The 24,750-nt window shown below is 38.7% G+C and carries 21 protein-coding genes; 7 read left to right on the forward strand and 14 right to left on the reverse strand.

The window, feature by feature from the left end; all coding sequences use genetic code 11:
* Positions 1-36: 36 nt before the first annotated feature.
* The 4 genes from IKK64_02570 to ubiE all read left to right on the forward strand — a co-directional run bounded on the left by IKK64_02570 (position 37) and on the right by ubiE (position 3,818).
* Positions 37-924, forward strand: coding sequence for a peptidoglycan DD-metalloendopeptidase family protein (locus tag IKK64_02570; protein ID MBR4118946.1), 888 nt, complete (start codon positions 37-39; stop codon positions 922-924).
* A gap of 129 nt (positions 925-1,053) precedes the next feature.
* Positions 1,054-2,031, forward strand: coding sequence for a PhoH family protein (locus tag IKK64_02575; GenBank protein MBR4118947.1), 978 nt, complete (start codon positions 1,054-1,056; stop codon positions 2,029-2,031).
* An 18-nt stretch (positions 2,032-2,049) separates the two neighbouring features.
* On the forward strand, positions 2,050-3,000 hold the full coding sequence (locus tag IKK64_02580; protein MBR4118948.1) for a phosphoribosylaminoimidazolesuccinocarboxamide synthase: 951 nt from the start codon (positions 2,050-2,052) through the stop codon (positions 2,998-3,000).
* Positions 3,001-3,074: 74 nt separating this feature from the next.
* Positions 3,075-3,818 (forward strand): bifunctional demethylmenaquinone methyltransferase/2-methoxy-6-polyprenyl-1,4-benzoquinol methylase UbiE, encoded by a 744-nt coding sequence (gene ubiE, locus IKK64_02585; GenBank protein ID MBR4118949.1) that lies wholly within the window; start codon positions 3,075-3,077, stop codon positions 3,816-3,818.
* 84 nt (positions 3,819-3,902) lie between these two features.
* On the opposite strand, the gene IKK64_02590 is transcribed toward ubiE, so the two are convergent.
* The 14 genes from IKK64_02590 to IKK64_02655 all read right to left on the reverse strand — a co-directional run bounded on the left by IKK64_02590 (position 3,903) and on the right by IKK64_02655 (position 19,529).
* Positions 3,903-4,403, reverse strand: coding sequence for a flavin reductase family protein (locus IKK64_02590; protein MBR4118950.1), 501 nt, complete (start codon positions 4,401-4,403; stop codon positions 3,903-3,905).
* A 45-nt stretch (positions 4,404-4,448) separates the two neighbouring features.
* Positions 4,449-6,191: a hypothetical protein gene (locus IKK64_02595; protein MBR4118951.1), complete on the reverse strand. Its 1,743-nt coding sequence runs from the start codon at positions 6,189-6,191 to the stop codon at positions 4,449-4,451.
* A gap of 29 nt (positions 6,192-6,220) precedes the next feature.
* Positions 6,221-9,208, reverse strand: coding sequence for a phosphoenolpyruvate synthase (locus IKK64_02600; GenBank protein MBR4118952.1), 2,988 nt, complete (start codon positions 9,206-9,208; stop codon positions 6,221-6,223).
* A 168-nt stretch (positions 9,209-9,376) separates the two neighbouring features.
* Positions 9,377-10,381, reverse strand: coding sequence for a 2-oxoacid:ferredoxin oxidoreductase subunit beta (locus IKK64_02605; protein MBR4118953.1), 1,005 nt, complete (start codon positions 10,379-10,381; stop codon positions 9,377-9,379).
* 12 nt (positions 10,382-10,393) lie between these two features.
* Positions 10,394-12,235, reverse strand: coding sequence for a 2-oxoacid:acceptor oxidoreductase subunit alpha (locus IKK64_02610; protein ID MBR4118954.1), 1,842 nt, complete (start codon positions 12,233-12,235; stop codon positions 10,394-10,396).
* Positions 12,236-12,553: 318 nt separating this feature from the next.
* A complete protein-coding gene (locus tag IKK64_02615) occupies positions 12,554-13,075 on the reverse strand; it encodes a shikimate kinase (protein MBR4118955.1) in 522 nt (173 codons plus the stop codon).
* A gap of 15 nt (positions 13,076-13,090) precedes the next feature.
* Positions 13,091-13,795 carry an exosortase/archaeosortase family protein gene (locus IKK64_02620; GenBank protein MBR4118956.1) on the reverse strand — a complete coding sequence of 235 codons (705 nt, stop codon included), beginning with the start codon at positions 13,793-13,795 and terminating at the stop codon, positions 13,091-13,093.
* 5 nt (positions 13,796-13,800) lie between these two features.
* Complete coding sequence (gene folK, locus IKK64_02625; protein MBR4118957.1) at positions 13,801-14,256, reverse strand: 2-amino-4-hydroxy-6-hydroxymethyldihydropteridine diphosphokinase; 456 nt, start codon at positions 14,254-14,256, stop codon at positions 13,801-13,803.
* Between the two features lie 19 nt (positions 14,257-14,275).
* Positions 14,276-15,328, reverse strand: a complete 1,053-nt coding sequence (gene queA / locus IKK64_02630; protein MBR4118958.1) for a tRNA preQ1(34) S-adenosylmethionine ribosyltransferase-isomerase QueA — start codon at positions 15,326-15,328, stop codon at positions 14,276-14,278.
* Positions 15,329-15,351: 23 nt separating this feature from the next.
* A complete protein-coding gene (truB, locus tag IKK64_02635) occupies positions 15,352-16,080 on the reverse strand; it encodes a tRNA pseudouridine(55) synthase TruB (protein ID MBR4118959.1) in 729 nt (242 codons plus the stop codon).
* 19 nt (positions 16,081-16,099) lie between these two features.
* Positions 16,100-16,945, reverse strand: coding sequence for an undecaprenyl-diphosphate phosphatase (locus tag IKK64_02640; GenBank protein MBR4118960.1), 846 nt, complete (start codon positions 16,943-16,945; stop codon positions 16,100-16,102).
* Entirely contained in the window at positions 16,945-17,247 is a 303-nt protein-coding gene (locus IKK64_02645; protein ID MBR4118961.1) for a DUF3098 domain-containing protein, read from the reverse strand. Before IKK64_02645 ends, IKK64_02640 begins: the two co-directional genes overlap by 1 nt.
* Before the next feature lie 14 nt (positions 17,248-17,261).
* The gene (locus IKK64_02650) at positions 17,262-18,143 is read right to left on the reverse strand and encodes a permease-like cell division protein FtsX (GenBank protein ID MBR4118962.1); all 882 of its coding nucleotides are present in this window, start codon (positions 18,141-18,143) and stop codon (positions 17,262-17,264) included.
* Positions 18,144-18,329: 186 nt separating this feature from the next.
* Positions 18,330-19,529 carry a hypothetical protein gene (locus IKK64_02655; GenBank protein ID MBR4118963.1) on the reverse strand — a complete coding sequence of 400 codons (1,200 nt, stop codon included), beginning with the start codon at positions 19,527-19,529 and terminating at the stop codon, positions 18,330-18,332.
* Between the two features lie 166 nt (positions 19,530-19,695).
* Here IKK64_02655 and IKK64_02660 point away from each other — a divergent pair, with 166 nt between their 5' ends.
* The 3 genes from IKK64_02660 (at position 19,696) to IKK64_02670 (ending at position 24,745) form a co-directional block, all read left to right on the forward strand.
* A complete protein-coding gene (locus IKK64_02660; GenBank protein MBR4118964.1) occupies positions 19,696-21,051 on the forward strand; it encodes an NAD(P)/FAD-dependent oxidoreductase in 1,356 nt (451 codons plus the stop codon).
* A 236-nt stretch (positions 21,052-21,287) separates the two neighbouring features.
* Complete coding sequence (metK, locus tag IKK64_02665; protein MBR4118965.1) at positions 21,288-22,571, forward strand: methionine adenosyltransferase; 1,284 nt, start codon at positions 21,288-21,290, stop codon at positions 22,569-22,571.
* 29 nt (positions 22,572-22,600) lie between these two features.
* The gene (locus IKK64_02670) at positions 22,601-24,745 is read left to right on the forward strand and encodes a cation:proton antiporter (protein MBR4118966.1); all 2,145 of its coding nucleotides are present in this window, start codon (positions 22,601-22,603) and stop codon (positions 24,743-24,745) included.
* Positions 24,746-24,750: the final 5 nt, after the last annotated feature.

Below are 24,750 nucleotides of genomic sequence, written 5' to 3' on the forward strand. Positions count from 1 at the left end.
ATTTACTAAAATAACTAATATAAGCAAAGATTAAAGATGATAAAAAGCGTAAAAATAGTGATGCTTATTCTAATTGTTGCGGTAATGCACGTTGGCTTGTCATATGCACAACCAACACGCCTTAATGCACAAGAGCATCATGCTTTAATGCAACAAAATCTTATTGCTTATAATAAACTGATACCACAAATAATGAATGTTGTGGATTCATCACTTGTATTAAATCAACTACTTAATAAGGAGAGTGATTTAGATGCAATGATGGCAGATGGTTGGGATGAACAATGGTTAGAGACATACTCAACCAAGAACCCCAAAGATACCTTTGCAATAGATGTAAAAGATCACTGCATCCCGGTACCCGGGCATGTAACATCGGCATACGGATGGCGATGGGGACGAATGCACAAAGGAATAGACCTAAAACTCTATGTAGGCGATACAGTACGTGCAGCATTTACAGGAAAGATAAGCACCACAGCATATCAGGCAAGAGGATACGGATATTATGTAAAAATACGCCATATTAACGGGTTAGAGACCGTATATGGTCACCTGTCAAGAATACTTGTAAAACCCAATCAAATAGTTAAAGCAGGAGAGCCAATCGCATTAGGCGGAAACACAGGACGTTCAACAGGACCTCACCTACACTTTGAAACCAAGTTGATGGGAATGACAATAAACCCTGCTGAGATTTTCGACTTCAAAAATCAAGTTGCACATACCGACACCTATATGTTCTATAAAAAGAAACAACAAAACAGTGCGGTTAATAGTTATGCAACACACCGTATAAAATCGGGCGAGTCGTTATCAACAATAGCCCGAAAATATCGCACAACAGTTACACAGTTGTGTCGCTTAAATGGCATAAAATCAAATAAGATATTACGAGTAGGAAGTGTCATAAGAGTAAGATAAAAACCAAGAATACAATATAACGAAAAGAGATTGTGCACAATCTCTTTTTTTTATCCTCAAAAAATTGAGATTTTATATAAAAGTATCTATCTTTGTTTACGTAAAAAACAGCAATCCCGATATTATATAATGATAGAGAAGAACATAATAATAGAAGATGTTGATCCGGTTGTCTTTTATGGGACAAACAACGACAATTTACACTTCATTAAAACTCTGTACCCCAAACTGCATATCATAGCACGAGGCAATGTTATGAAGGTAATAGGAGAGGAGAAAGATATTATTCAGTTCGAAAAGAGCATATCATTAATAATAAAGTATTGCTCAGAGTATAACCGTTTAGACGGAACAATAATAGGAGCAATAGTAAATGGCGGAACACCACTTGAAATAAAGCAAGAGCATCTTATAATACATGGCATAAACGGAAAGCAGATTGTAGGGCGAACCGAAAACCAACAGAAGCTGGTAAAGTGTTTTGAGAAGAACGATTTAGTCTTTGCGCTTGGCCCTGCAGGAACAGGAAAAACATACGTTGCCATAGCACTTGCTGTTCGTGCATTAAAAAACAAGGAGGTAAGAAAGATAATATTAAGTCGCCCGGCGGTAGAGGCAGGAGAGAAACTCGGATTCCTCCCCGGAGATATGAAGGAGAAAATAGATCCCTATCTACAACCCTTGTATGATGCCCTGCAAGATATGATACCCGCTGTTAAACTCCGCGAGATGATGGAGAATAACACAATTCAAATAGCACCACTTGCCTTTATGCGTGGTAGAACGCTAAACGATGCAGTAGTTATATTAGACGAAGCACAAAACACAACAGTTCCCCAAATAAAGATGTTTCTGACACGTTTGGGAAGTAACGCCAAGATGGTAATAACAGGCGATATGAGTCAGATTGACCTCCCTTCAAGTCAAACATCGGGATTGGTGCAGGCAATAGATATATTGCGAGATATAAAGGGCATAGGATATGTCCGATTTGACAAGAGCGATATTGTGCGACACAGGTTGGTACAAGCAATTGTTGAGGCATACGAGGCATACGACAAAAAGCAAAAAGATAAACGAGAGAAGAAGGATAAAAAAGATAATTAATAAAAACATATAAAGACAATGGAAAAGGCTTTAGTAAGAACCGATTTTGAGTTCGAAGGACAAAAGAGTGTATATCATGGAAAAGTACGTGATGTTTATAACATTAACGATGAGTTGTTGATAATGGTAGCAACCGACCGTATATCAGCATTCGATGTAATACTACCAAAAGGAATACCCTTTAAAGGAGAAGTTCTAAACAAAATAGCAGCAAAATTCTTGGATGCAACATCAGATATAGTACCCAACTGGAAACTTGCAACACCCGATCCAATGGTAACCGTAGGATTACAATGCGAGGGTTTCAGAGTAGAGATGATTATTCGCGGATACTTAACCGGAAGTGCATGGAGAGAGTATGCAGCAGGATGTCGTGAGATATGCGGAGTAAAACTACCGGAGGGAATGAGAGAGAACGAAAAATTCCCCACACCAATTATCACTCCAACCACTAAAGCAGATGAAGGACACGATGAAAATATCTCAAAAGAGGAGATAATCTCGCAAGGCATAGTAAGCAAAGAGGACTATGAGTTGATGGAGAAATACACCTATGCACTATTTGAGAGAGGAACACAAATAGCAAAAGAGAAAGGCTTAATACTTGTAGATACAAAATATGAGTTTGGTAAACGCGATGGTAAAGTATATCTGATAGATGAGATTCACACACCCGACTCATCACGTTACTTCTATGCCGAAGGATACGAAGAGCGTTTTGAAAAAGGCGAGCCACAAAAACAACTATCAAAAGAGTTTGTACGTCAATGGCTGATTGAGAATGGATTTATGGGCAAAGAGGGACAAACAGTACCCGAGATGACCGAAGAGTACGTAAATAGCGTTTCAGAGCGTTACATTGAACTTTATGAGCATATAACAGGCGAGAAGTTCACTCGCACCGAGAGTGATGATATAAACGCTCGTATCGAGAAGAATATCACAGCTTACCTAAAAGAGCGTAAATAACAGACAATACAAAAGGAGAGTGGGAGGTAAAACCTCTCACTCTTTAAATTATATTCCCAAACGAACAACTAATTATGTCGCAAAAGAGAGTAGAGAAGTTAACACCATACAATAGTGGCGAAAAGAAAGGGATGCAGATAGCAAAGATGTTTAATGCCATTGCATCGCGATATGACATTATGAACCGACTAATATCTCTCGGACAAGACAAACGTTGGCGACGTAAGGCGATATCAATCCTAAAACCGCAATCCCCTGCAACTATCCTCGATATAGCAACAGGAACAGGCGATATGGCAATAAAGATACACTCAATGCTATCGCCATGCAAGGTAACAGGATGCGACATATCAGAGGGAATGTTAGAGGTTGCCCGAAAAAAGGTTCTTGATTTAGGCTTAGCAAGTGAGATAGAGTTCTCGCTCGGCGACTGTATCTCGCTCCCCTTTGAAGACAACAGTTTCGATGCCGTAACAATCTCCTTTGGAATACGCAATGTAGAGGATATAGAGCGAGGAATATCGGAGATAAACCGAGTATTAAAACCCTCAGGGACATTAGTTATATTAGAACTTTCAGTCCCCGAAAACAAATTCTACAAGTTCTTTTATAAGATATATACAAAACTCTTTATACCTACATTAGGCAAGATAATAACAGGCGAGCGAAGTGCATACGACTACCTGCGTAAATCAGTAGCGGTAGTACCACAAGGCAAAGCAATGACCGATATTATGAGTGGAGTAGGTATGACAAATTGCCGTTACACCTATATGACCTTTGGAGCCTGTGCCATCTATTCGGCAATGAAGCAGTAGTCAGTTATCGGCTTTAAGTTAATAATAAAACATCGTTATCTTAGTCACCCTAGTAATCTTATTAATCCTAGAGATTTCCAACTCTTACTCCTCCCAAATATTTTCAATCTCGGCAACGTACATATAGTGGAGGTCGCCATCTTTATACCATTTGGGGAGAATTGATTTATCAATAAAACACTCCTCGGTTAGTAGAGATTTATATAACTTACGGCATTTAAAAACCAGACGAGCCTCCTCAAAAGCAACGCATCCCTCAGCAGGAGCGTATGGAGTAATACCGGCCTCCTTTGCTTTGTCGGTATCTCTGCCCGATTTAGTACCGCACAACGTGAGAGCCTTTCGGTACCCCTCGTTAAAGAACGAAAGAGTAAATACTTCACTCTCCTCAATAAACTCAAAAGTATAGCGTTGAGGTCTTATAAAAATTGTAACAACGGGCTTACCCCACAAGAAACCCATACAACCCCAGCTTGCAGTCATAGTGTTGTATTTGTCAATATTACCGGCAGTAATTAAGGTCCAGTCTTTACCAATAAGATTGATAATATTCTCGTTAAGGTTATCAACCGAAATCTCTTTCATAGTTCAAAGTGAGTTAATATAAAACAAATCGATAAAGGAACAATCCTAATCCCACAATTTCATTTGGGCAGGATCTTCAAAAGGAATATCAATAGCGCTCTTCTCCTCCTCTGATTTCTGCTCCTTTTCGCGTTCACGTTTAGTTCTCTCTCTAATCTCCTCCTCAGTCTCAGGCTCCATCACAACCATCCAGTCGTCCTCAACAAAATCAAACAGACCTTCATCTTTCTTAGGCATAGAGTTACGTAACTTCTCAACTTCGTTAGTCAGAGCAACAACATTCATTCTTGCAATCTCAGCATCTTTTCGTGCCTTCTCGCTCTTCTTCTCCTCCTCTTTAAGTTTTTCGGTAAGTTCCTCTATCTGTTTTGCAGCCTTTTTGTTCTCGGCAATCCTTTCGCGTTTAACCTGTATCTTCTCAATCTTCTCATTGGCTTCGGTAATGATGTTCTCTTTGTTCTGAAGTTCAATTTTAAGTTCAGTTATCTCGGCACTAAGTTCCTCAACCTTATCGTTAGTCCCTTCAGGGAATTTTTTAAGGTTTTCAATCTCCTTATCTTTATTCTCAATCTCTTTGACTGCCTCGTTCAATTTTATTTGAAGTTCCGAAGTTTTATTATCTGCCATCTCAAGTTTCTCTCTTAGGTCTCTCATTTGGCTAACTAAGTTATCCGATGGCATATTGTTATTATTCTCAGCCTCTTCGAGTTTCAGTTTTGTAAGAGCAAGGTCGGCGTTGAGTTGTTCAATCTGTTTATGTAATTCTCCCTCCGACTCCTCATAAATTTTATCCTTATATTGAGTTAACTCCGATTGAAGAGCCTGATATTTTCTTGTAACCTCTATCAATCTTTGAGTAAGAACCTCATCTCCACCTTCAGGAATCTCCTCTTTGCTATTAAGCGACTCTTGAAGTGCCTCAATACGAGCCTGTAAAGTCTTCTCTCTTTCAACCGCTTGAAGAACAAGTTCCTCCTTCACGTGTAGAGTAGTCTCAAACGACTCAACCACCTCTTTTATGTGGTCATCACTTGCCAAAAGGCGTTGCTCCATCTCTCCGTTCTCGGTTTCAAGAGCAATAATTTTATTCTTAAGCGACTCAATAAATTCACTCTCTGAGAATCCTTCGCTTTGTCCCATTAGATTGTTGTTAACCTCTAACTGTTTGTAATGTTCAACCTCCAATTTAAGTTGCTCATTGCTCTCTTCAAGTTGATTTTTTGTTTTAGTTATTTGGCGAAGATTATTATTTGATTCAATACGAGCATTCTCCGATTTGGCAAAATCTTTCTCCACCTTTGCAAACTTCTCTTCAAGATCTCTAACCTTATCGTTTAAGGCACGTTTCTGACGCTCTGCACTCAAATATCTGTTTTTGTAGTCCTCCTCGCGTTGCGAAGCAAGTTTAAGTTTCTCTTCAAGTTCAACAACAAGATCCATATTATCATCGCCCTCAATAAAGAGAGGAGAACCATCGCTTTTTTCGGCTTTCAAGAGCAGGTATTTGATATATTCGCAGAATGTAGGGCGTAAACTCTCCTTAATCTCCAGCTTCTCAGCCTCTCGGTCTATTGTTTTGAGAATAACTTCGGGGAGAGGTTTGTTTACAATATCAGTAATCTGCTCCAAAATAGCATCAGGAATATCCACCTCGCTAATCGCTTTATCAAAATCGTTGTTAGGAGTAACCTCTTTAATATTCTTGTGAGCAGGTTTCTCAGTTGAGTTTTGAGTCCCCTGATCCGATGAAAATATTGAAAGTAGTGATTTCTTGAAGTTTAGTTTCATTATAATAAAAAATTATATATTGTTTTATGTTACTCTTCTGTATGTGGTTTTATAATAATACCAACATTTTTCTTTCCGTTTATCTTAATAACAAGAGGAGCCGATAGTTCAACCACTCTAATATATTCACTCTCGTGTTGAGCGGGAAGAGAATCCAAGAACCTTTTGTCATATTTACACTCGCAACTCGATGGATCTATTGTAAAGTATCCAACTCCAAACGAAGTAAGGTTCTGGAAGAAGTGAGTTCCCTGACTTGGCTCAATCCAAAAATCTTTAATAGCAGTCTCAACAATAGCCTTTGCAGCCGAAATATGAGGCCACTTAATGGGAATACCAAGAGCCGTATCACTTGAGCCCCATCTGCCGGGTCCAACTAAAACATAGTTCATCTTCTCCTCAAGGAATTTTTTATTAATCTTCTCAATCTCGCGAGCAATATAAGAGTTAGCAAAATACCCAAACACGTTGTCTTTAACATAAACAACATGTCTTACCCCCTCATCAACGCCATGGCCTAATGCCGAGGTACTCTTTATCAGAATATCCTCATCCCTGACATTATCAATCTCATCCTCACGCATCTCCTTCATATCAACAATGGGGCGTATTTGCAACCAATAAACCTCGCCATTATTGTTCTCTCCACCCTTTAGATTACCGGCAAACTCAATCTCAACAGGGCGTCCCATCTCATCCTTGCCATAGGTAAGCATCATGCTTAAGATTTTAGCGAGGGGGAACATATCGTGTTTTAGAATGTTGGCAAAGGTAACAACCTTTCGACCTTCATCGTAATATCCATCACGAATAACTTGGTCCATATAATCGTATGTCGATACCATACCATATAGAGCCTTATCGCTATCGGCATCGGCAATAGATAGTTTCTGAATATTAAACCCATCATCAATAGAGAACGATTTATCTCTCTTCTCCATATCAAGAGCGTAGAAACGAGTTTGAGTATCACTCAAGGCCATCTCCATTGTACTGGTTTGTAAAATAGAGTTAGGATGCTTAGGCGAGAAGCGTAAACTTCTGCCACCATCAACAATATATTTACCCAACCCCACAGCAACATCAACAACGCCATCTTCAGGTTTCTCGTCGTTAATGGGGTAGTAGTTAAGCGAACGACCAACACCCGAGAACGAAGGATAGAAACGCTTATCATACATTGTGCCCACCACCTCTTGAAGAATAATAGCCATCTTCTCTTGGTCAATAATATTTGAAGTAGCCTCCATATAAGCTTTACTATCGGAGTAATATACCGAAGCATACACACCCTTAATAGCATCTTTTAGCATATTCAGCATTACCATTTTATCCTCATTATATGGAATCATATAAGTAGAATAGATACCGGCAAAGGGTTGGTAATGAGAGTCCTCCAAAAGGCTCGAAGATCGAACAGCAATAGGATTTTCAATAACATCAAATAGAGCTAAAAAGTCATTATCAAGGTGTTCGGGGAGTTTAGCCTTTAAGAAGTGTTCCAATATCTCCTCATCAGGAATATCACTCAGAGCAACCGAGTATAGGAAGTTCTCCTCCATAAACTCATCGAATATGTCTGTACTCAAAACAACAGTCTTTGGAACAGCAACCCTGACGCCGTCGCAATTAGCAAGTTCGGGGTGGCGTTTTATAATAGCATCAACAAAAGCCAAACCTCTGCCTTTACCGCCCAAAGAGCCTTGTCCAATACGAGCAAAGTTTGAGTATTTATCAAAGCGAGTACGTTCAAAGATAGCAACAACACCGCTATTCTTCATTTTACGATATTCAACAATAGCCTCAAAGATAATATTCTTAATCTCGTCGGCATTATCGCACGAACGTACAGTCTTTTGTCGCAAGAGTTCGGCAAGAGGGAACATAGCACGAGAGTATAACCAACTTGAAATATGGTTACGGCTTGCGTGATAAAGTACCGACTCATCAGGAATATCAAAAATCTGGTCCTGTAAATCCTTAAGGTCTTTAACCGTAGCAACCACCTCGCCGGTAATGGGGCGAATAAACTCAAAGTCACCATATCCAAAGTTCCTTAAAACGGCATATTTTAAGTCAACAGGTAAGGTTTTAGAGTTTTTGTATAGGAACGCAGCATTATATTTTGCTGCTGCTTCGCTATTCTCAATATCTGATGAGTCAATAATAATAGGCAGATCTTCATTATGGCATCTCAGGTACTCGCAAAACTTCAAACCTGCTTTACTATCCTTTTCTCCATTACGGGTAAACGAAACATCTGTAACAACGCCCAGAACATTGCTACTGTATTTGTCGTATATCTCAACAGCCTCTTCGTATGTACGAGCCAAAACAATCTTTGGTCTGCCTCGCATACGTAGCATCTGTTCGTGTCGGTTAAGAGCCTCGGTCGAGAATATCTGAGACTGTTTAAGGACCACTTTGTAGAGGATAGGTAGAATTGAAGAGTAGAAACGTATAGAGTCTTCAACAACAATAATAACCTGTACGCCAACCGAAGCAACATCCTCTTCAAGATTCATATTGTCCTCCATCAACTTAACAATAGCAAGAAGAAGGTCGGCATTACCAAGCCAACTGAAAGTGTAATCAACAGCACTCAAATCCTCTTTTGCCAATCTGCGGGAAACCTCGTGAGAGAATGGAGTTAAAAGAACTAACGGAATATTCTGGTGGCTCTTTTTTAAGCGTTTAATCTTTTTGAATACGTTGGCATCCTGCATAGCAGGCATAACAATAATAAGATCGTAGTTCTTTTCCTGCAACTCTTTCTCTGCCTGCTCAAAGGTATAAGCCTCTGTAACGCGAGGAGGAGAAGTCAAGTTAAGAGACATATATTCCATAAATATATGCTCCTCAATACGTCCATCCTCTTCCAATATAAAGGCATCATATCTGCTTGCAATCAGCAAAACATTGAAAACACGTTTTTGCATAAGATTTGCAAACGAAGTATCCTTCATATAGAACGCACTGATACTCTGTCCTTTATTGTTTTCACCTATCGCATCCATTAATGAAAAAAGATAAAATTTTCAATTTTCAAATATAATAATTTTTAACCATTTATAAAAGAGGGAGAAAGCAATATATTTTCGCAATTATTTTTATCCTAAGATGGGGATAAAAAAAGAGAAGAGGTACCCGAGTACCCCTTCTCTAAAAATATCTGTAAAAAGTATCTATTTAACCTCCCAAGTCTCTTCGCTAAGAAGAAGGTTGCGTAGAGTTTTACCGGGTTTCTTATCTCTAATCTCCTCCATTTGACGTTTAACCTCTTCGTCATAGCAAGGAGCCTCTGCCGAGCGGATAACACCCACTGCAAGAGGAAGTTCGTGACCATCCATCATTGCAAGTCGAAGATGCAAGAAGTTGTCTTGAGTAGTCTCATCGTGAACTAAAATGTCATCTAAAGTAACACCATTCTCACCAATTGTCACAACCTTTAAGTTAAGACCATCAAGAACCAAACCTTTATCCATATTCTTACCAAACAACATCTTCTCACCATGTTTAAGGTGAATAGTGCGTTCAGCTCTAAACTCTTTGTCGGCAACATGTTTGTGAATTTGGTCATTAAAAATCACACAGTTTTGTAAAACTTCAACAACCGAAGCACCCTTATGTTTAGCTGCTGCAACCATAACCTCTTTTGCGGTAACAAGATCAACATCAATAGTACGAGCAAAGAAGTTTCCTCTTGCACCAAAAGTAAGTTCAGCAGGGATAAAAGGATCTTCAACAGTTCCGTAGGGCGAAGATTTAGTTACCGCACCTCTGTTACTTGTAGGAGAGTATTGTCCCTTAGTCAAACCATATATCTTGTTATTCAAAAGAATAATATTAAGGTTAACATTACGGCGAATTTCGTGAATAAAGTGGTTACCACCAATAGCAAGACAGTCACCATCACCGGTAATTTGCCAAACTGTCAAATCGGGATTTGCAGTCTTAACACCAGTAGCAATAGCACCGGAGCGTCCGTGAATAGTATGAAAGCCATAAGTGCCCATATAGTAGGGAAGGCGTGAAGAACAACCAATTCCCGATATTACTGCAATTTTGTGAGGAGGAATACCCACCTCTGCCATTGCCTTTTGTAGAGTATTTACCACAGCGTGGTCGCCACAACCGGGACACCAACGCACATATTGGTCGCTCTTAAAATCTTTTGCTGTATATTCCATAGTTATATCCTCCTATAAGTTTTTAAGAAAATCAACAAGTTCTTCAACCATAAAAGGCTGACCTTGTACTTTATTAAATTTCTTAACTTGTAATCCCTCTATTTTTGAAACAAGGTGAGTAGCAAATTGTCCATTATTCAACTCGCATACCACCACGTTTTTGTATCTCTTGATAACCTCTTCAGTATTAGCAGGAAGAGGGTTAATGTAGCGGAAGTGAGCAAGAGCCGTTTTTTTACCCATAGCGTTCAACTCCTCAACTGCGGTAACAAGGTGTCCGTAAGTACCACCCCAACCAATAACCAAAGTATCGGCACTCTCATCGCCCTCAACTTTAAGAGGCTCAATGCAATTAGCAATATACTCTATCTTGTTTTTACGAATATCAACCATCTTTTGGTGATTAGCAGGGTCAGTTGAAATAGCACTTGTGCTGGCATCTTTCTCCAAACCGCCTAAACGGTGCATAAATCCCTCCATACCGGGTATAGCCCAGTAGCGAACAAAAGATTCTGCGTCACGTTTATAAGGTTTCCAACCCTCCTCTAACATTTCAGGTTTAACATAGTTAGGTTTGATTTCGGGGAAGTCGTTATCCTCAGGAATACGCCATGCAGCCGAACCGTTTGCAATAAAGGCATCTGTTAATAGAATAACTGGAGTCATATGCTCCACTGCAATCTTGGCAGCGTTGAAAGCCATATCAAAGCAATCTGTTGGTGTAGATGCTGCAAGAACTACCGCAGGAGACTCTCCGTTACGACCATAAAGAGCCTGAAGCAAGTCTGTCTGCTCAGTTTTGGTAGGTAGTCCTGTTGAAGGACCACCACGTTGAACATCAATAACCACCAATGGGATTTCTGCCATAACAGCCAAACCAATAGCCTCGCTCTTCAAAGCCAAACCGGGACCCGAAGTAGAAGTAGCAGCCAAATTACCGGCAAACGAAGCACCTATTGCAGTACAAACACCGGCAATCTCATCCTCTGCCTGAACAACCTTAACACCCAAATCTTTACGTTTAGCAAGTTCGTGCAAAATATCGGTAGCAGGAGTAATAGGATAACTACCCAAGAATAGGGGAAGTCCCGATTTCTCCGAAGCCATGATTAAGCCAAGAGCAGTAGCACGATTACCATTAATGTCGGTATAGATACCAGGTTTTTGAGATTTGCTCTCAATGCGGTATGTCGATACCGAAGCATGTATATTATTACCATAATCATAACCAGCGGTCAAAACCTTTAGGTTAGCCTCAAGAATGGTAGGTTTCTTGCCAAATTTATTTGTAAGAAGTTTTGAAGCTTGCTCAATAGGACGGTCAAATAACCAGCAAATCAAACCGAGAGCAAACATATTTTTGCATCTCATAATAGATTTATTATCCATACCACTATCGGCAAGAGAGGCAGCAACCATCGAAGATAGAGCAACAGGAACAATCTGTACAGTTGCCGCTGCACCAATCTCAGCGAAAGGATCATCGGTAGTAAAAGCAGCCTTATCTAAATCGCTTTTAGCGAAAGAATCAGTGTCATAAATAACAATACCATCGCTCTTTAAAAACTTAAAGTTAGTTTTAAGAGCGGCAGGGTTCATAGCCACTAAAACATCAGCTTTATCACCGGGTGTGTGAACACCGTTACCAATGTGTACTTGAAAACCAGATACACCACCAAGAGTTCCTTGAGGTGCTCTAATTTCGGCAGGATAGTCGGGGAATGTAGATATTTCGTTACCAATTGCGGCAGAAATATTAGAGAGGATGTTTCCTGCAAGTTGCATACCATCTCCCGAGTCTCCCGAGAAACGGACAACCACCTTCTCTACATTTTTTACTCTTGTTTCTGACATAATATTCAGTTTTTATTAAAAATCAAGTTGAAATAATTATTAAGCCAACAACTGTTTTGCTTATCACTTAATAATGTCAATCTTTATTAAGGATGCAAAGTAATAAAAAAATAGAGTAAAAAGCAACTCTAAAAGATTAGATTGTGTTAAAAGTTCAACTCTTAAAAAAAATAAGATATAAAAAAAGCGAAAAGATTTCTCTTCTCGCTCACAATTGTTATATGTATGAGTAAATAAATAACTACTCACAAATAACCTTCACAACCTCATTGTTTACCTTAACCATTATCACTCCTTTAAGGGTTGTGGGGTGAGGAATTAAATCATTTCAAGCACCCTCTTGGCAGTATTTAATGCTCCCTCTTTGGTTGAGAGGGGATCAGCATCAATAATTATATTGGCTTTATTGTAGAAAGGTTCACGTTTTGGCAAAGAGTTTTCTATAAACTCTTTTAGTTGGTCTTCATTTTTATACTTCAATAGAGGTCTGGTGGATTTATATATCTTCAATCGTTCCAATAACTCGCCTCTACTGCAATTCAAATATATAACCTTGCCATTGGTTTTCATATACTCCATATTGTCAAAAAAGCAAGGAGTACCGCCACCAGTAGCAATAACACCACCAATATTCTCGGTAACTTCACGTAGGGTGTTGCGTTCCATCTCTCTAAACGCAGATTCTCCCTTTTGAGCAAAAATCTCGTTTACCGATAATCCCTCTTTCTCTTCAATATATTGGTCAAGGTCGGTAAACTTCACTCCTGCCATCTCTTTAAGCAGAGAGCCAAGAGTTGTTTTCCCCGAACACATATATCCAATTAAGTATATTACCATCACTTTTAATTAGGAATTTTATGCCTGCTTTTCAAGTTTATCAACCCTTTTCCAGCACTCAATTCTGTATTTCTCAGCATATCTCTTTTCCCAGAATAGCCAGATAAAAAATACAAATACACTCATTGCCATACCGGAGTAGTCGTGAGCGGCAACAAATATCTCTTTATTTTCGCACATAGTAGTCAAGTTAACAATTGACAATCTAAAGCAGTTTATAATAAAGAAAAGGATAAGAGCAGTGGGTATATACCATATCTTAGGTTTAGTAGGACCAGGTATAAGAAGCATCAATAAGAGAATAATCATCATCTCTCTATTACCAGCACAGGTGGGAAAAATTCTTACACCGCCTAAATATTTACCCTCATCGCTACGGATAATAACAGACTCTCTATCTCTCTCAATGTTTTGCATATAAACATATCTATTAAAGAACTCTACACCGTCAGCAGTTCTAAGAGATATCCATTGGTTGTAATCCGAGAAATCAACAAACTCCATAATAGGCTCAGGATCATACTCTCCGTCCCAGCCAGTATAGAATGCAAAATTGTCGCTACCTCCCCACCAAATAATCCTGACAAAACCAAAGATTAAGAAGAATAGGATAAGACCTATAAAACCATTAGTTCTTTCACTTCCCAAACTCTTCCAAACCTTATCGGGGCATCTTTTTTTGAGAAAGCCGAGTATGCGTTGATATGGTTTAAACCCTTTCATATATATTATAATTTTATATTTTTAATAGCCATCCCTAATACCGGGTGAATAATTTCTGGAGCAATTTCACGTAGAGGAACAATCACAAACTCTCTTAAGTGCATTTTAGGATGAGGAAGCGTTAACAACTCATCGTTTGAGATAATATCATCAAACAACAGAATATCAATATCTATAACCCTATCCTCATACCCCGTTGAGTTAATATCTCTTTTTCTCCCTAATTCATCTTCAATTTTGTGAACAATAACAGAAACCTCAGATGCAGAGAGTTGGGTTTTAACCTCCACCGCCACATTAATAAACTTGTTTTTAGAGATAAAACCCCAAGGCTCAGTTTCGTATTTACTTGAGATATTTGTTACCTCTCCTATTCGTTTATCTATCTCGCAGATAGCACAATCTATAAAGTGCTCTCTATCACCCAAATTTGAGCCTAACGACAGATAAACAACACTCACGCCCTTCTCCTCCAATAAATTAGTCAACAATCAACATAGCATCACCGTATGCTCCAAAGCGATATTCCTCTTTAACAGCCTCATGGTATGCAGCCATAGTGTTGTCGTAACCACCAAACGAAGCAGTCATCATAAGCATTGTCGATAGAGGAAGGTGAAAGTTTGTAAGCATAGCGTTAGCAATAGAGAAGTCGTAAGGAGGGAAAATAAATTTGTTAGTCCAACCCTCAAACTCGTTAATGTGAGTTCCGGTACAAACAGCAGTCTCAATAGCACGCATAGTTGAAGTACCAATAACACAAACCTTACGTTCAGCATCCTTAACAGCATTAACTGTTTTAGCAAACTCATCGGTAATAATCATTGGTTCTGAATCCATTTTATGTTTTGTCAAGTCCTCAACATCAATATCTTTAAAACTTCCCAAACCTATGTGAAGAGTTAAGAAAGCAGTATCAATACCTCTAATCTCCAATCTCTTCATCATCTCTCTGCTAAAGTGTAAACCGGCAGCAGGAGCAACAACCGCCCCCTCGTTTTTAGCAAAAATAGTCTGGTATCTCTCAGCATCTTCAGGCTCAGGTTTGCGTTTAATATACTCAGGCAGCGGAGTCTCACCAAGAGCCAGAAGAGAACTCTTAAACTCCTCGTGTTCTCCGTCATATAAAAAACGAAGAGTTCTACCGCGAGACGTAGTATTATCAATAACCTCTGCCACTACCGAGTCATCATCTCCAAAATACAATTTATTACCAATACGTATTTTTCGGGCAGGGTCAACCAGTACATCCCAAAGGCGATTAGTCCTATTTAATTCTCTAAGCAGAAACACCTCAATTTGTGCCCCAGTCTTCTCTTTGTTTCCATAAAGGCGAGCAGGGAAAACTTGAGTATCATTAAAAACAAATAGGTCTCCCTCATCAAAGAACTTTATAATATCTTTAAAAACAAGATGCTCAATCTCACCAGTTTTGCGGTGAAGAACCATCATACGAGACTCATCGCGATGATTTGTAGGATATTGAGCAATCAACTCCTCGGGTAATTTGAATTTAAATTTTGAAAGTTTCATATCTATATGTAGTTTAAAATTTCCTATTTTCTAACAATGTTTATATCCTTCGGAGCAATACCTCTCTCCACAATATCAGGAATCTGATCAACCGAGAAACAATCCTCTAATCTAACTGTTCCAACACGGGTTCTAATCAACTCAGTAAGATGACCTCCGCTATCCAGAGCAATAGCAATATCTCTGGCAAGGGAGCGAATGTAGGTACCTTTACCACAAGCAACCCTTATTCTAATAGCATTTTGCGAGAACTCCAAAAGATCAATAGCATCAATACGAATAACCTTTGCTTTAAGTTCCACATCATCCCCCTTACGAGCAAGTTTATAAGCCCTCTCGCCATCAATCTTAACAGCCGAAAAAATGGGAGGCACCTGTTCAATGTTTCCAACGAATGAGGCCAATACCTCTTCAACCATTTCGCGGGTGATATGCTCAGTAGCAAAGGTAGCATCTACCTCAGTCTCCAAATCAAACGAAGGCGTAGTAGCCCCCAAAGCAATAGTTGCAATATACTCTTTGTCCTCGCCTTGCAAACTCTCAATAAGTTTAGTAGCCTTACCGGTGCAAATGGTCATCACGCCAGTAGCAAGAGGATCAAGAGTACCTGCATGACCAACCTTAAACTTCTTAATACCATAGTGTTGGTGAATATGACCTCTCAACTTCTTAACAAGTCTGAACGAAGTCCAATGAAGAGGCTTATTAAAATGCAGAACCTCACCACCTATAAAGTCAAACTCTCTGTCAATCTCTTGTGTCACTATTATATTAAATAAAAGAATATATTAAAGTAAATAATCCAGCGGCAAGGCAGTAGTAAGCAAAATATATAAGTTTACCTCTCTTAACCACAGATATCATCCATTTACAAGCAATACAGCCCGAGATAAAAGCAGCCAAGAATCCAATAATCAGAGCCGTAGGAGTAATGCCACCAAAAGCAACATCAATACCCTCTTTAACCATCTCAACACTCTCTAAAAGAGCCTCACCCAATATAGGCGGAATAACCATTAAGAATGAGAACTGAGCCATATTCTCTTTTTTGTTACCCAAAAGTAAACCGGTAGCAATAGTAGTACCTGAGCGAGAGAGACCGGGTAGCACAGCAACAGCTTGGCTCAAACCAATAATAAAGGCATCCTTAATAGAAATCTTATCTTTTTGTCGAGGTTTAGCGTAGTACGAAAAAGCCAAAAGAACGGCAGTAGCCAATAAACAGCAACCTACAATTGTCAACCCCTCAAAAGCCGCCTCAACCGCATCTTTGAAGAAAATACCAACAATCCCAACAGGAATCATAGATGCTATAATGGCAATAATATATTGTTGTTGCGAGTTAAGAGTTAAACCACACCATTTAGATAAAGGTTCGCTATCCCCAGTGTGTGTTTTAAATAGTCCTTTAAAAAGCCAAACAATCTCTTTATATAATATAACAATAGTACTTAGAACCGTAGCAACGTGTAGCAATACAGTAAACGGCAGAATTTGCTCAGGGTCAGTAATATCAACAAAGTTTGATGCAATAGTTAAGTGACCGCTGCTACTAATGGGCAGATACTCTGTAAATCCCTGAATTAAACCTAAAATAAGAGCTTCAAGCCAACTCATTACTTATCTCCTTTCTTTTTATACATAATACCAAATATAATAGCAACAAAACCAATAAAAGAGATTGTTGGGCCTAACACAATACGACGCCAACTAAAAATATCGGCATTGTAATTATCGGGAGTAGAACTCTCGCCACCCATAAGAGCAAACCCTAAAATAATAAGGGCAAACGAAATAGCAATAAGAATATAGTTTATCTTCTCTAAGGCAAACCCTTTAGAGTTGTTCTCATCCAAATTACTATTCAAACTATCAGAAGTTTTATTATTTGGCAATTTTGAAAAATTTTGAGTACTCATAATAAAATTAAAATTTAAGAAGCGTGAAGTTCATCCTCATCCATTGAAATATATCTGTTAACAGCAAAGAAAGCCGAAACAGAAGATAGCACAATGCCGAGTAGAAGAACAACACCAAACACTTGAATTAAAGTCAAAAAATTTATCAATATAGCAAGATTTTCAAACTCGCTTACAATATAGTATGCACAACCCGAGAGCAAAATTGTAGCAATAACCGCAGCAATAACACCCTCAATAATATTTTTGATAATAAAAGGTCTTCTTATAAAAGAGGGAGTAGCACCAACAAGTTTCATAGTGCGAATAAGAAAACGCTTAGAGTATATCATCAAACGAATAGTGTTGCTGATAAGAGCAAACGAAATAACCATCAAAAGAGCCGAAATTGAGAGAAGAATAATCTCGGCCTTACGCAAATTATCGTTAATAACCTGAATAACATCCTTTTGGCAAATAACCTCCGAAACAATATTACTATACTGTTTAATATCAGCCTCAATCCAAGCAAGCGAGTCGGTCGAAGCATATTCAGCCGAAAGTTTAACCTCTATCGAAGATTGCAAGGGGTTAAAACCTAAAAGATCTTCAGGATTCTCACCAAGTTCAAGTTCCAACTCTTTAAGAGCATCATCCTTGGATATAAACTGAACAGCCTTAACATAAGGAGCCCTATCCAACTCTCTTTTAACATCCTCAATACCACGTTTTGAAGCAGAATCTTTAATAACAATGGTAAAACCCATATTCTCTTTAATATGCTTAGTAAGTTGAGTGCCAATTATCGAAAGCGACACCACAATACCCAAAAGAAACAACACAAGTGAAATACTAATAGTAGAAGTTACTTTAGCATTCCAGAACGATATTTTATGTTTATTTGACTTTTCTCCCATTATCATTAAATAGTTGTTGAGATAAATATTTTTATAAAAAGGGCATACTAACCCAAATTTTTTGCAAAAATAAAAAATAATTGCGTTTTTTCTTCAAAAAACCTCTAAAACTTTTACCACTTATGCACATAAAAAAAAGAGGTAAAGCCAAAGACCTTACCACAATTCATATAGTTAAATTAGTAATTACTCGCAAATAACCTTTACAACCTCATTGTTTACTTTAACCATTATCACTCCTTTAAGTGTTGTTGGCAATTGTATTTGAACCGAACTACTATTGTAAGTACCAGAAGTTATAACCTTACCTGTTATGTCATAAACCTCAACAGAGTTAATACCATCAGCATTCTCAATATATAGCACCCCATTTGAAACGTATGCTTTGGTGGTGCTCTTCTCTATGGTGCTCTCCTCAATACCTGTTACGGCATCTTTTAGAATAATTCTTGTAAATGAGTTATTCTCAAATTTGCATATAGCATCATCACTCATTAATACCCAAACAATGTTGTTGTCGCAAACGATTGAGCGAGCCTCGTGGTAGCCATAACAGTTCCACCACTTAAAGTCCTTGCCATCATATCGTAACAAGTAGTGCGATGATGTAAACCACACATTACCATCATCATCAATATCACTGCCAAAAAAATGAGCGGCAGGAATATTACTATCAGTGTCGTGCCAATAGCGAGTATGATTATGGGTTGAAGTATCGTAGTAGTATATCGCATCCCTAACAGAATACCATATATTGTTGCTCTTATCAATAGTTATTGACGGAACAAGAGTTGTGCCTTCTATAACACTTTCGCAATATGTATTACCGTTTTTATGACATAAAAGAGTATTGTACTCTCCGTAGATAAGAATCCATAGATTGTTATTGCTATCAAACTCCATATCCATTATGGTGGGTTGCATAGTTGGAGAGTATGTATCAGGAGTATTATATCCAGCAGGGTATTCATTATATTGAGGTCCGGTATAATATCCACCAGCCGACACCCATATTGAATCGTTACAATCAAAGGCAAAGGCATATCTCACATAATCATCTTTATAAACCCCTTTACGATAATATGTTTTACCATCTTGATAATAGTAAACACCTTTATTCTTTACCGAAAACCATAACTTATTACTTTTGTCAATAGCAATGGAGTGGATAACATCTTCTGTGTCAATTCCCAGCTCTCCACACGCATTATATGCTTTATCCTCCTCCTTATTGTACTTTACAATGCCCTTACTCGTTGCTATCCAAAGGTGTATGCCATCATCAGCAATTCTGTTAAAATAGACTGAGGTATCTAATGACTCTCCTCTTGTTGGCAACAATAAAAGAGTTGATATAATTAATAAAAGTAAAAATTTTATCTTCATTCTTTTGGGTGTTTATAAATGCAAATATAGTTATATTCGGATTAGATTCCAATTATATTAAAAAAACAAGAATGAATGTAAAACTATTTCTTTGCTAACTTTAAAATTTTTATATTTGCAACACTTAAAATAAATCTTTTGTTTTTCTACATAAAAGAGGTTGTGTATGAGTGTAAATATTCCACAGAGCAGTAAAAAGCGAGTTGTAATTGTAGGAGGAGGTTTTGGCGGACTATCTCTCGCAAAAAAACTTCGCAATTCAAATTTTCAGGTAGTATTGGTCGATAAAAATAACTATCATCAATTTCCACCACTCATATATCAAATAGCCTCATCGGGAATTGAGCCAAGCAGTATATCCTTCCCTTTTAGAAAGATATTTCAACGCCGTAAGGACTTCTATTTCAGAATGGCAGAGGTACGCTCAATATTCCCTGAACATAAAATAGTACAAACCTCAATAGGTAAAATATCGTACGATTATCTTGTGTTAGCAGCCGGAACAACAACAAACTTTTTCGGGAATAAATCTATCGAGGAGAATGCAATCCCCATGAAAAATGTAAGCGAGGCAATGGGATTGCAGAATGCCATATTATCAAACTTTGAAAGAGCATTAACCTGTTCAAATGAGGTTGAACGACAAGAACTCCTCAACATCGTGATTGTTGGAGGAGGAGCAACAGGCGTTGAGATAGCAGGAGCATTATCGGAGATGAAAAATTTTGTAGTTCCAAAAGATTACCCTGATTTGCCTAAAAGTCTTGTAAATATCTATCTGATTGAGGCAGGAGAGCGACTATTATCATCAATGAGTCGCGAGAGTTCATTAAGTGTCGAAGACTTTCTGCGAAGAATGGGAGTGAATGTGTTGCTCAACAAAATGGTAACAGAGTTTAAAGAGAATAAGGTCTATTTAAAAGACGGTAGCACAATAGCAACACGCACCTTTATATGGGTGAGTGGAGTGGCAGGGGTTAAAATAGACAATATGCCTAAGGAGTCTATTGGCAGAGGCAACAGAATAGAGGTTGATGCCTATAACCAAGTAAAGGGTATGAGCAATGTCTTTTGTATAGGCGACCAGTCCCTTATGCTTGAGGGTGACGAAAATTGGACGGGAGGGCATCCTCAGTTGGCACAAGTAGCAATACAGCAGGGCAGTTTATTAGCCGCAAACCTCAAAAGAATGGAGGAGGGTAAGGCACTTAAACCATTTAAATATAAAAATTTAGGCACTATGGCAACCGTAGGGCGTAATCGTGCAGTTGCCGAGTTTAAGAAAATTAAAATGGCAGGTTTTGTAGCATGGGTAATGTGGTTGATAGTACATCTTCGCTCAATATTAGGAGTCAGAAATAAGATAATAGTATTCTACAATTGGGCAATAAACTATTTCACATACGGGCAGTCGCTTCGCCTAATTCTCTATCCCAAAAAAGCAAAAGAGGTAATGGACAGAGAGGAGCGTTTGGCTTCGTTACATTGGGGCGAGGATTTAAAAACTTTGCCCAAGGATTAAACCTTGTAGTTAAAATAGTGTTAAATACTATATTTTTAACCATTTATAATAGGTGTAATTCCGCAAAAAATAACTACCTTTGCAGAAAATAGACAAAAGGGTGAAGGTTTGCCCTTTTGTTTTGTAAAATTTATGTATAACGTGGAGAGATTTGACTGCTTGCAACCACTCGAAAAAATGCTAAAAATATTTATTGCTGCAAGACCGAAAATCTCCCAATTAAATCAATAAAAATAATGGGTTATCTATTTACATCAGAATCGGTATCAGAGGGACATCCCGATAAGGTAGCAGATCAAATATCAGACGCACTTCTTGACGAATTTTTGGCTCAAGATAAAAATTCAAAAGTAGCATGTGAAACATTAGTAACAACAGGTCAGGTTGTTATAGCAGGAGAGGTAAAATCAAATGCTTATATCGACTTGATGGATGTCGCACGCCGAGTTATAAACCGCATAGGATACACCAAGAGTGAGTATAACTTTGATGGAGATTCATGTGGAGTATTCTCTGCAATACACGAGCAGAGTGCAGATATAAACAGAGGAGTAGAACGCAATAGCGACATAGAGCAAGGAGCAGGAGACCAAGGAATGATGTTTGGTTATGCAAGTAACGAAACCGATAACTATATGCCCCTATCGTTAGACCTGTCACACAAATTGTTGATTGAACTTGCTGCAATACGCCGTGAGGGGAAAGAGATGAGATATCTTCGCCCCGATGCAAAGAGTCAAGTAACAATTGAGTACGACGATAACAACACCCCATTGCGAATAGATACAATAGTAGTATCAACACAGCACGATGAGTTTGTAAAACCGGGGCAAACCATCACACAAGAGCAAGCCGATACTGAAATGTTGGCACAAATCCGCAAAGATGTTGCCGAAATATTAATACCTCGAGTAGTAGCAACCTTGCCCGAGCGAGTAAAACTATTGTTCAAAGATGATTATAAACTGTATGTAAATCCCACAGGAAAATTTGTAATTGGAGGTCCTCACGGAGATACAGGTTTAACTGGTCGTAAAATAATTGTTGATACCTACGGTGGTAAAGGAGCGCACGGAGGAGGAGCATTCTCAGGTAAAGATCCCTCAAAAGTTGACCGTTCGGCAGCATACGCAGCACGTCACATAGCAAAAAACCTTGTTGCGGCAGGAGTAGCCGATGAAGCATTAATACAACTATCCTATGCCATAGGAGTAGCTGAGCCGATAAGCGTATATGTAAATACATACGGAACAGCAAAGAGTGGTTTAAAAGACTCTGAAATTGCGGCAAAAGTAAAAGAGATATTTGACCTTCGCCCATACGCAATAGAGGAGCGATTGAAATTGAGAAACCCCATATACGAAGAGACAGCAGCATACGGACACATGGGACGAGAGCCAAAGACCGTAGTCAAAAGATTTACCTCTCGCTATACACAAGAGATAGTACAAGAGGTAGAACTCTTCACATGGGAAAAACTCGATTACGTAGATAAAATCAAAGAGCAATTTAATCTATAAGGCAACACCCTGTTTTTGAGGGAAAGTATATGGATTGGAGTTTTATAACATCACAATTACCGTTAACAAACTCGGCACTAATATTTTTTATAGTGTTGACCATAATTCTTTTTGCCCCAATTATATTAGACCGCTTACACATTCCACACATAATAGGACTAATATTCTCGGGAATGGTAATAGGTCCGCACGGATTTAATCTGCTCGAGTACGATGCAAGTTTCGAGATTTTTGGTAATGTAGGACTACTCTATTTAATGTTTCTTGTAGGGTTGGAGATGAGTATCTCCGACTTTAATAAGAACAAGAAACGGGGTATAAGTTATGGAATAATAACCTTTCTGATACCACTGCTTTCGGGTTTGGCAGTATCGCACTATATACTGGGTTTGAACTGGATAGCATCAACATTGCTGTCAACCATATATGCTTCGCACACATTAATATCGTTCCCCATTGTAACCCGATATGGAGTAGCAAAATCCCGCTCTGTTTCAATAGCCATTGCAGGAACAGTAATTGCAGTTATAGTTGCATTGACAACAATGGCGGTGATAATAGGAATAGCCGAAGGTGGAGTAGGAGCCTTATATTGGATAAAGTTTGCAGCAGGAGTGATAATCTATGGAGCAGCCATAATATACATCTATCCTCGTCTTACACGTTGGTTTTTTAAGAAGTACAACGATAACGTATCTCAATTTATCTTTATCCTGTCGTTGGTTTTTGCTGCGGCATATCTTGCCCAATTGGTAGGCTTGGTAGGAATAATAGGAGCATTCTTCGCAGGAATTATCCTAACTCGTTACATACCTGCTGTATCGCCCTTGATGAATAGGTTAGAGTTTGTAGGAAACGCACTCTTTATCCCCTACTTTTTGATAGGAGTAGGAATGATGATAAACCTGCGAGGATTTACCTCATGGCATAGTATATGGGTAGCACTACTTATGACGGCAGTAGCCATAATATCAAAGTGGGTGGCGGCATATATAATGCAAAAAATCTTCCGATTGAACTCTTCCGAAGGTCGTATGCTATTCGGACTGAGCAGTGCAAAAGCGGCGGCAACATTGGCAGTAGTTCTTATAGGATATGAGATGCAACTCTTTGATGCCTCAATACTCAATGGAGCAATTTTGATGATATTAATCTCATGCACAATAAGTGCGTTGTTCACTGAACGTGCGGCAAAAGAGATAGCACTATCATCAATGAGCGAGGAGGAGAATCCCCAAACCGAGAAACTGCCACAAAAGATATTGGTCTCAGTCTCAAATCCCATGACGGCAGACCTCTTGGTAAATATGGCAATGGTGATGAAGAATCCAAAAGTAAAGCAACCGCTATACTTCTTGAATGTGGTAAATGAGGCACGTCACGACAATCCTGCATCGGCCAAAATATCAAACAATCTGCTCACTCACGCATCAAAGATAGCGGCGGCAGCCGACATTCAGGTAGAGACAATCACCCGTTTCTCAATGAACGTAGCAAGTGGAATAGTTCATACCATGAAAGAGAAAGGCATATCAGAGTTGCTTATAGGTATTCACCATAAGGCAAACATAGCCGACTCATTCTTTGGCTCAACAACCGAGGCAATACTTAAAGGAACAAACAAAACAGTACTTATTGCAAAGAGTATAATACCAACAAATACCCTTACCCGAATAATAGTATATATACCCGAGAAAGCCGAATACGAAACAGGATTTGGAACGTGGGTAAGCCGAGTAGCAAACATGGCAACCCAATTGGGATGCAAAACCATATTCTATGGTCATCACGATACCTTAGGGCAGATAAAGGGCAGACTAATACGCAAAAAACAGAACATCCGTGCTGAGTATCATATAATGGATAAGTGGAACGATATATTAATGCTGACGGGAGTTGTCTTAGAGGACGACCTCTTTATCGTTGTATCGGCACGACAAGCATCGGTATCATACTCGCCCAACTTAGACAAATTGCCATCGTTCCTGTCAAAATATTTTGCCAATAATAACTTGGTAATATTGTACCCCGAGCAGTTTGGAGAGGTGGGGGATGTTACATACTTTAGTGATCCATTGTCAATATCGGTGCATCAAAACCACGCCTATACAAATCGTATAAAGAAATATTTGACCTCACTCTTTAAGTCCTCTCGAGCAGGAGAGTTACAATAAAACAG

Source organism: Bacteroidales bacterium, from assembly GCA_017521245.1.
Lineage (GTDB): Bacteria > Bacteroidota > Bacteroidia > Bacteroidales > G3-4614 > Caccoplasma_A.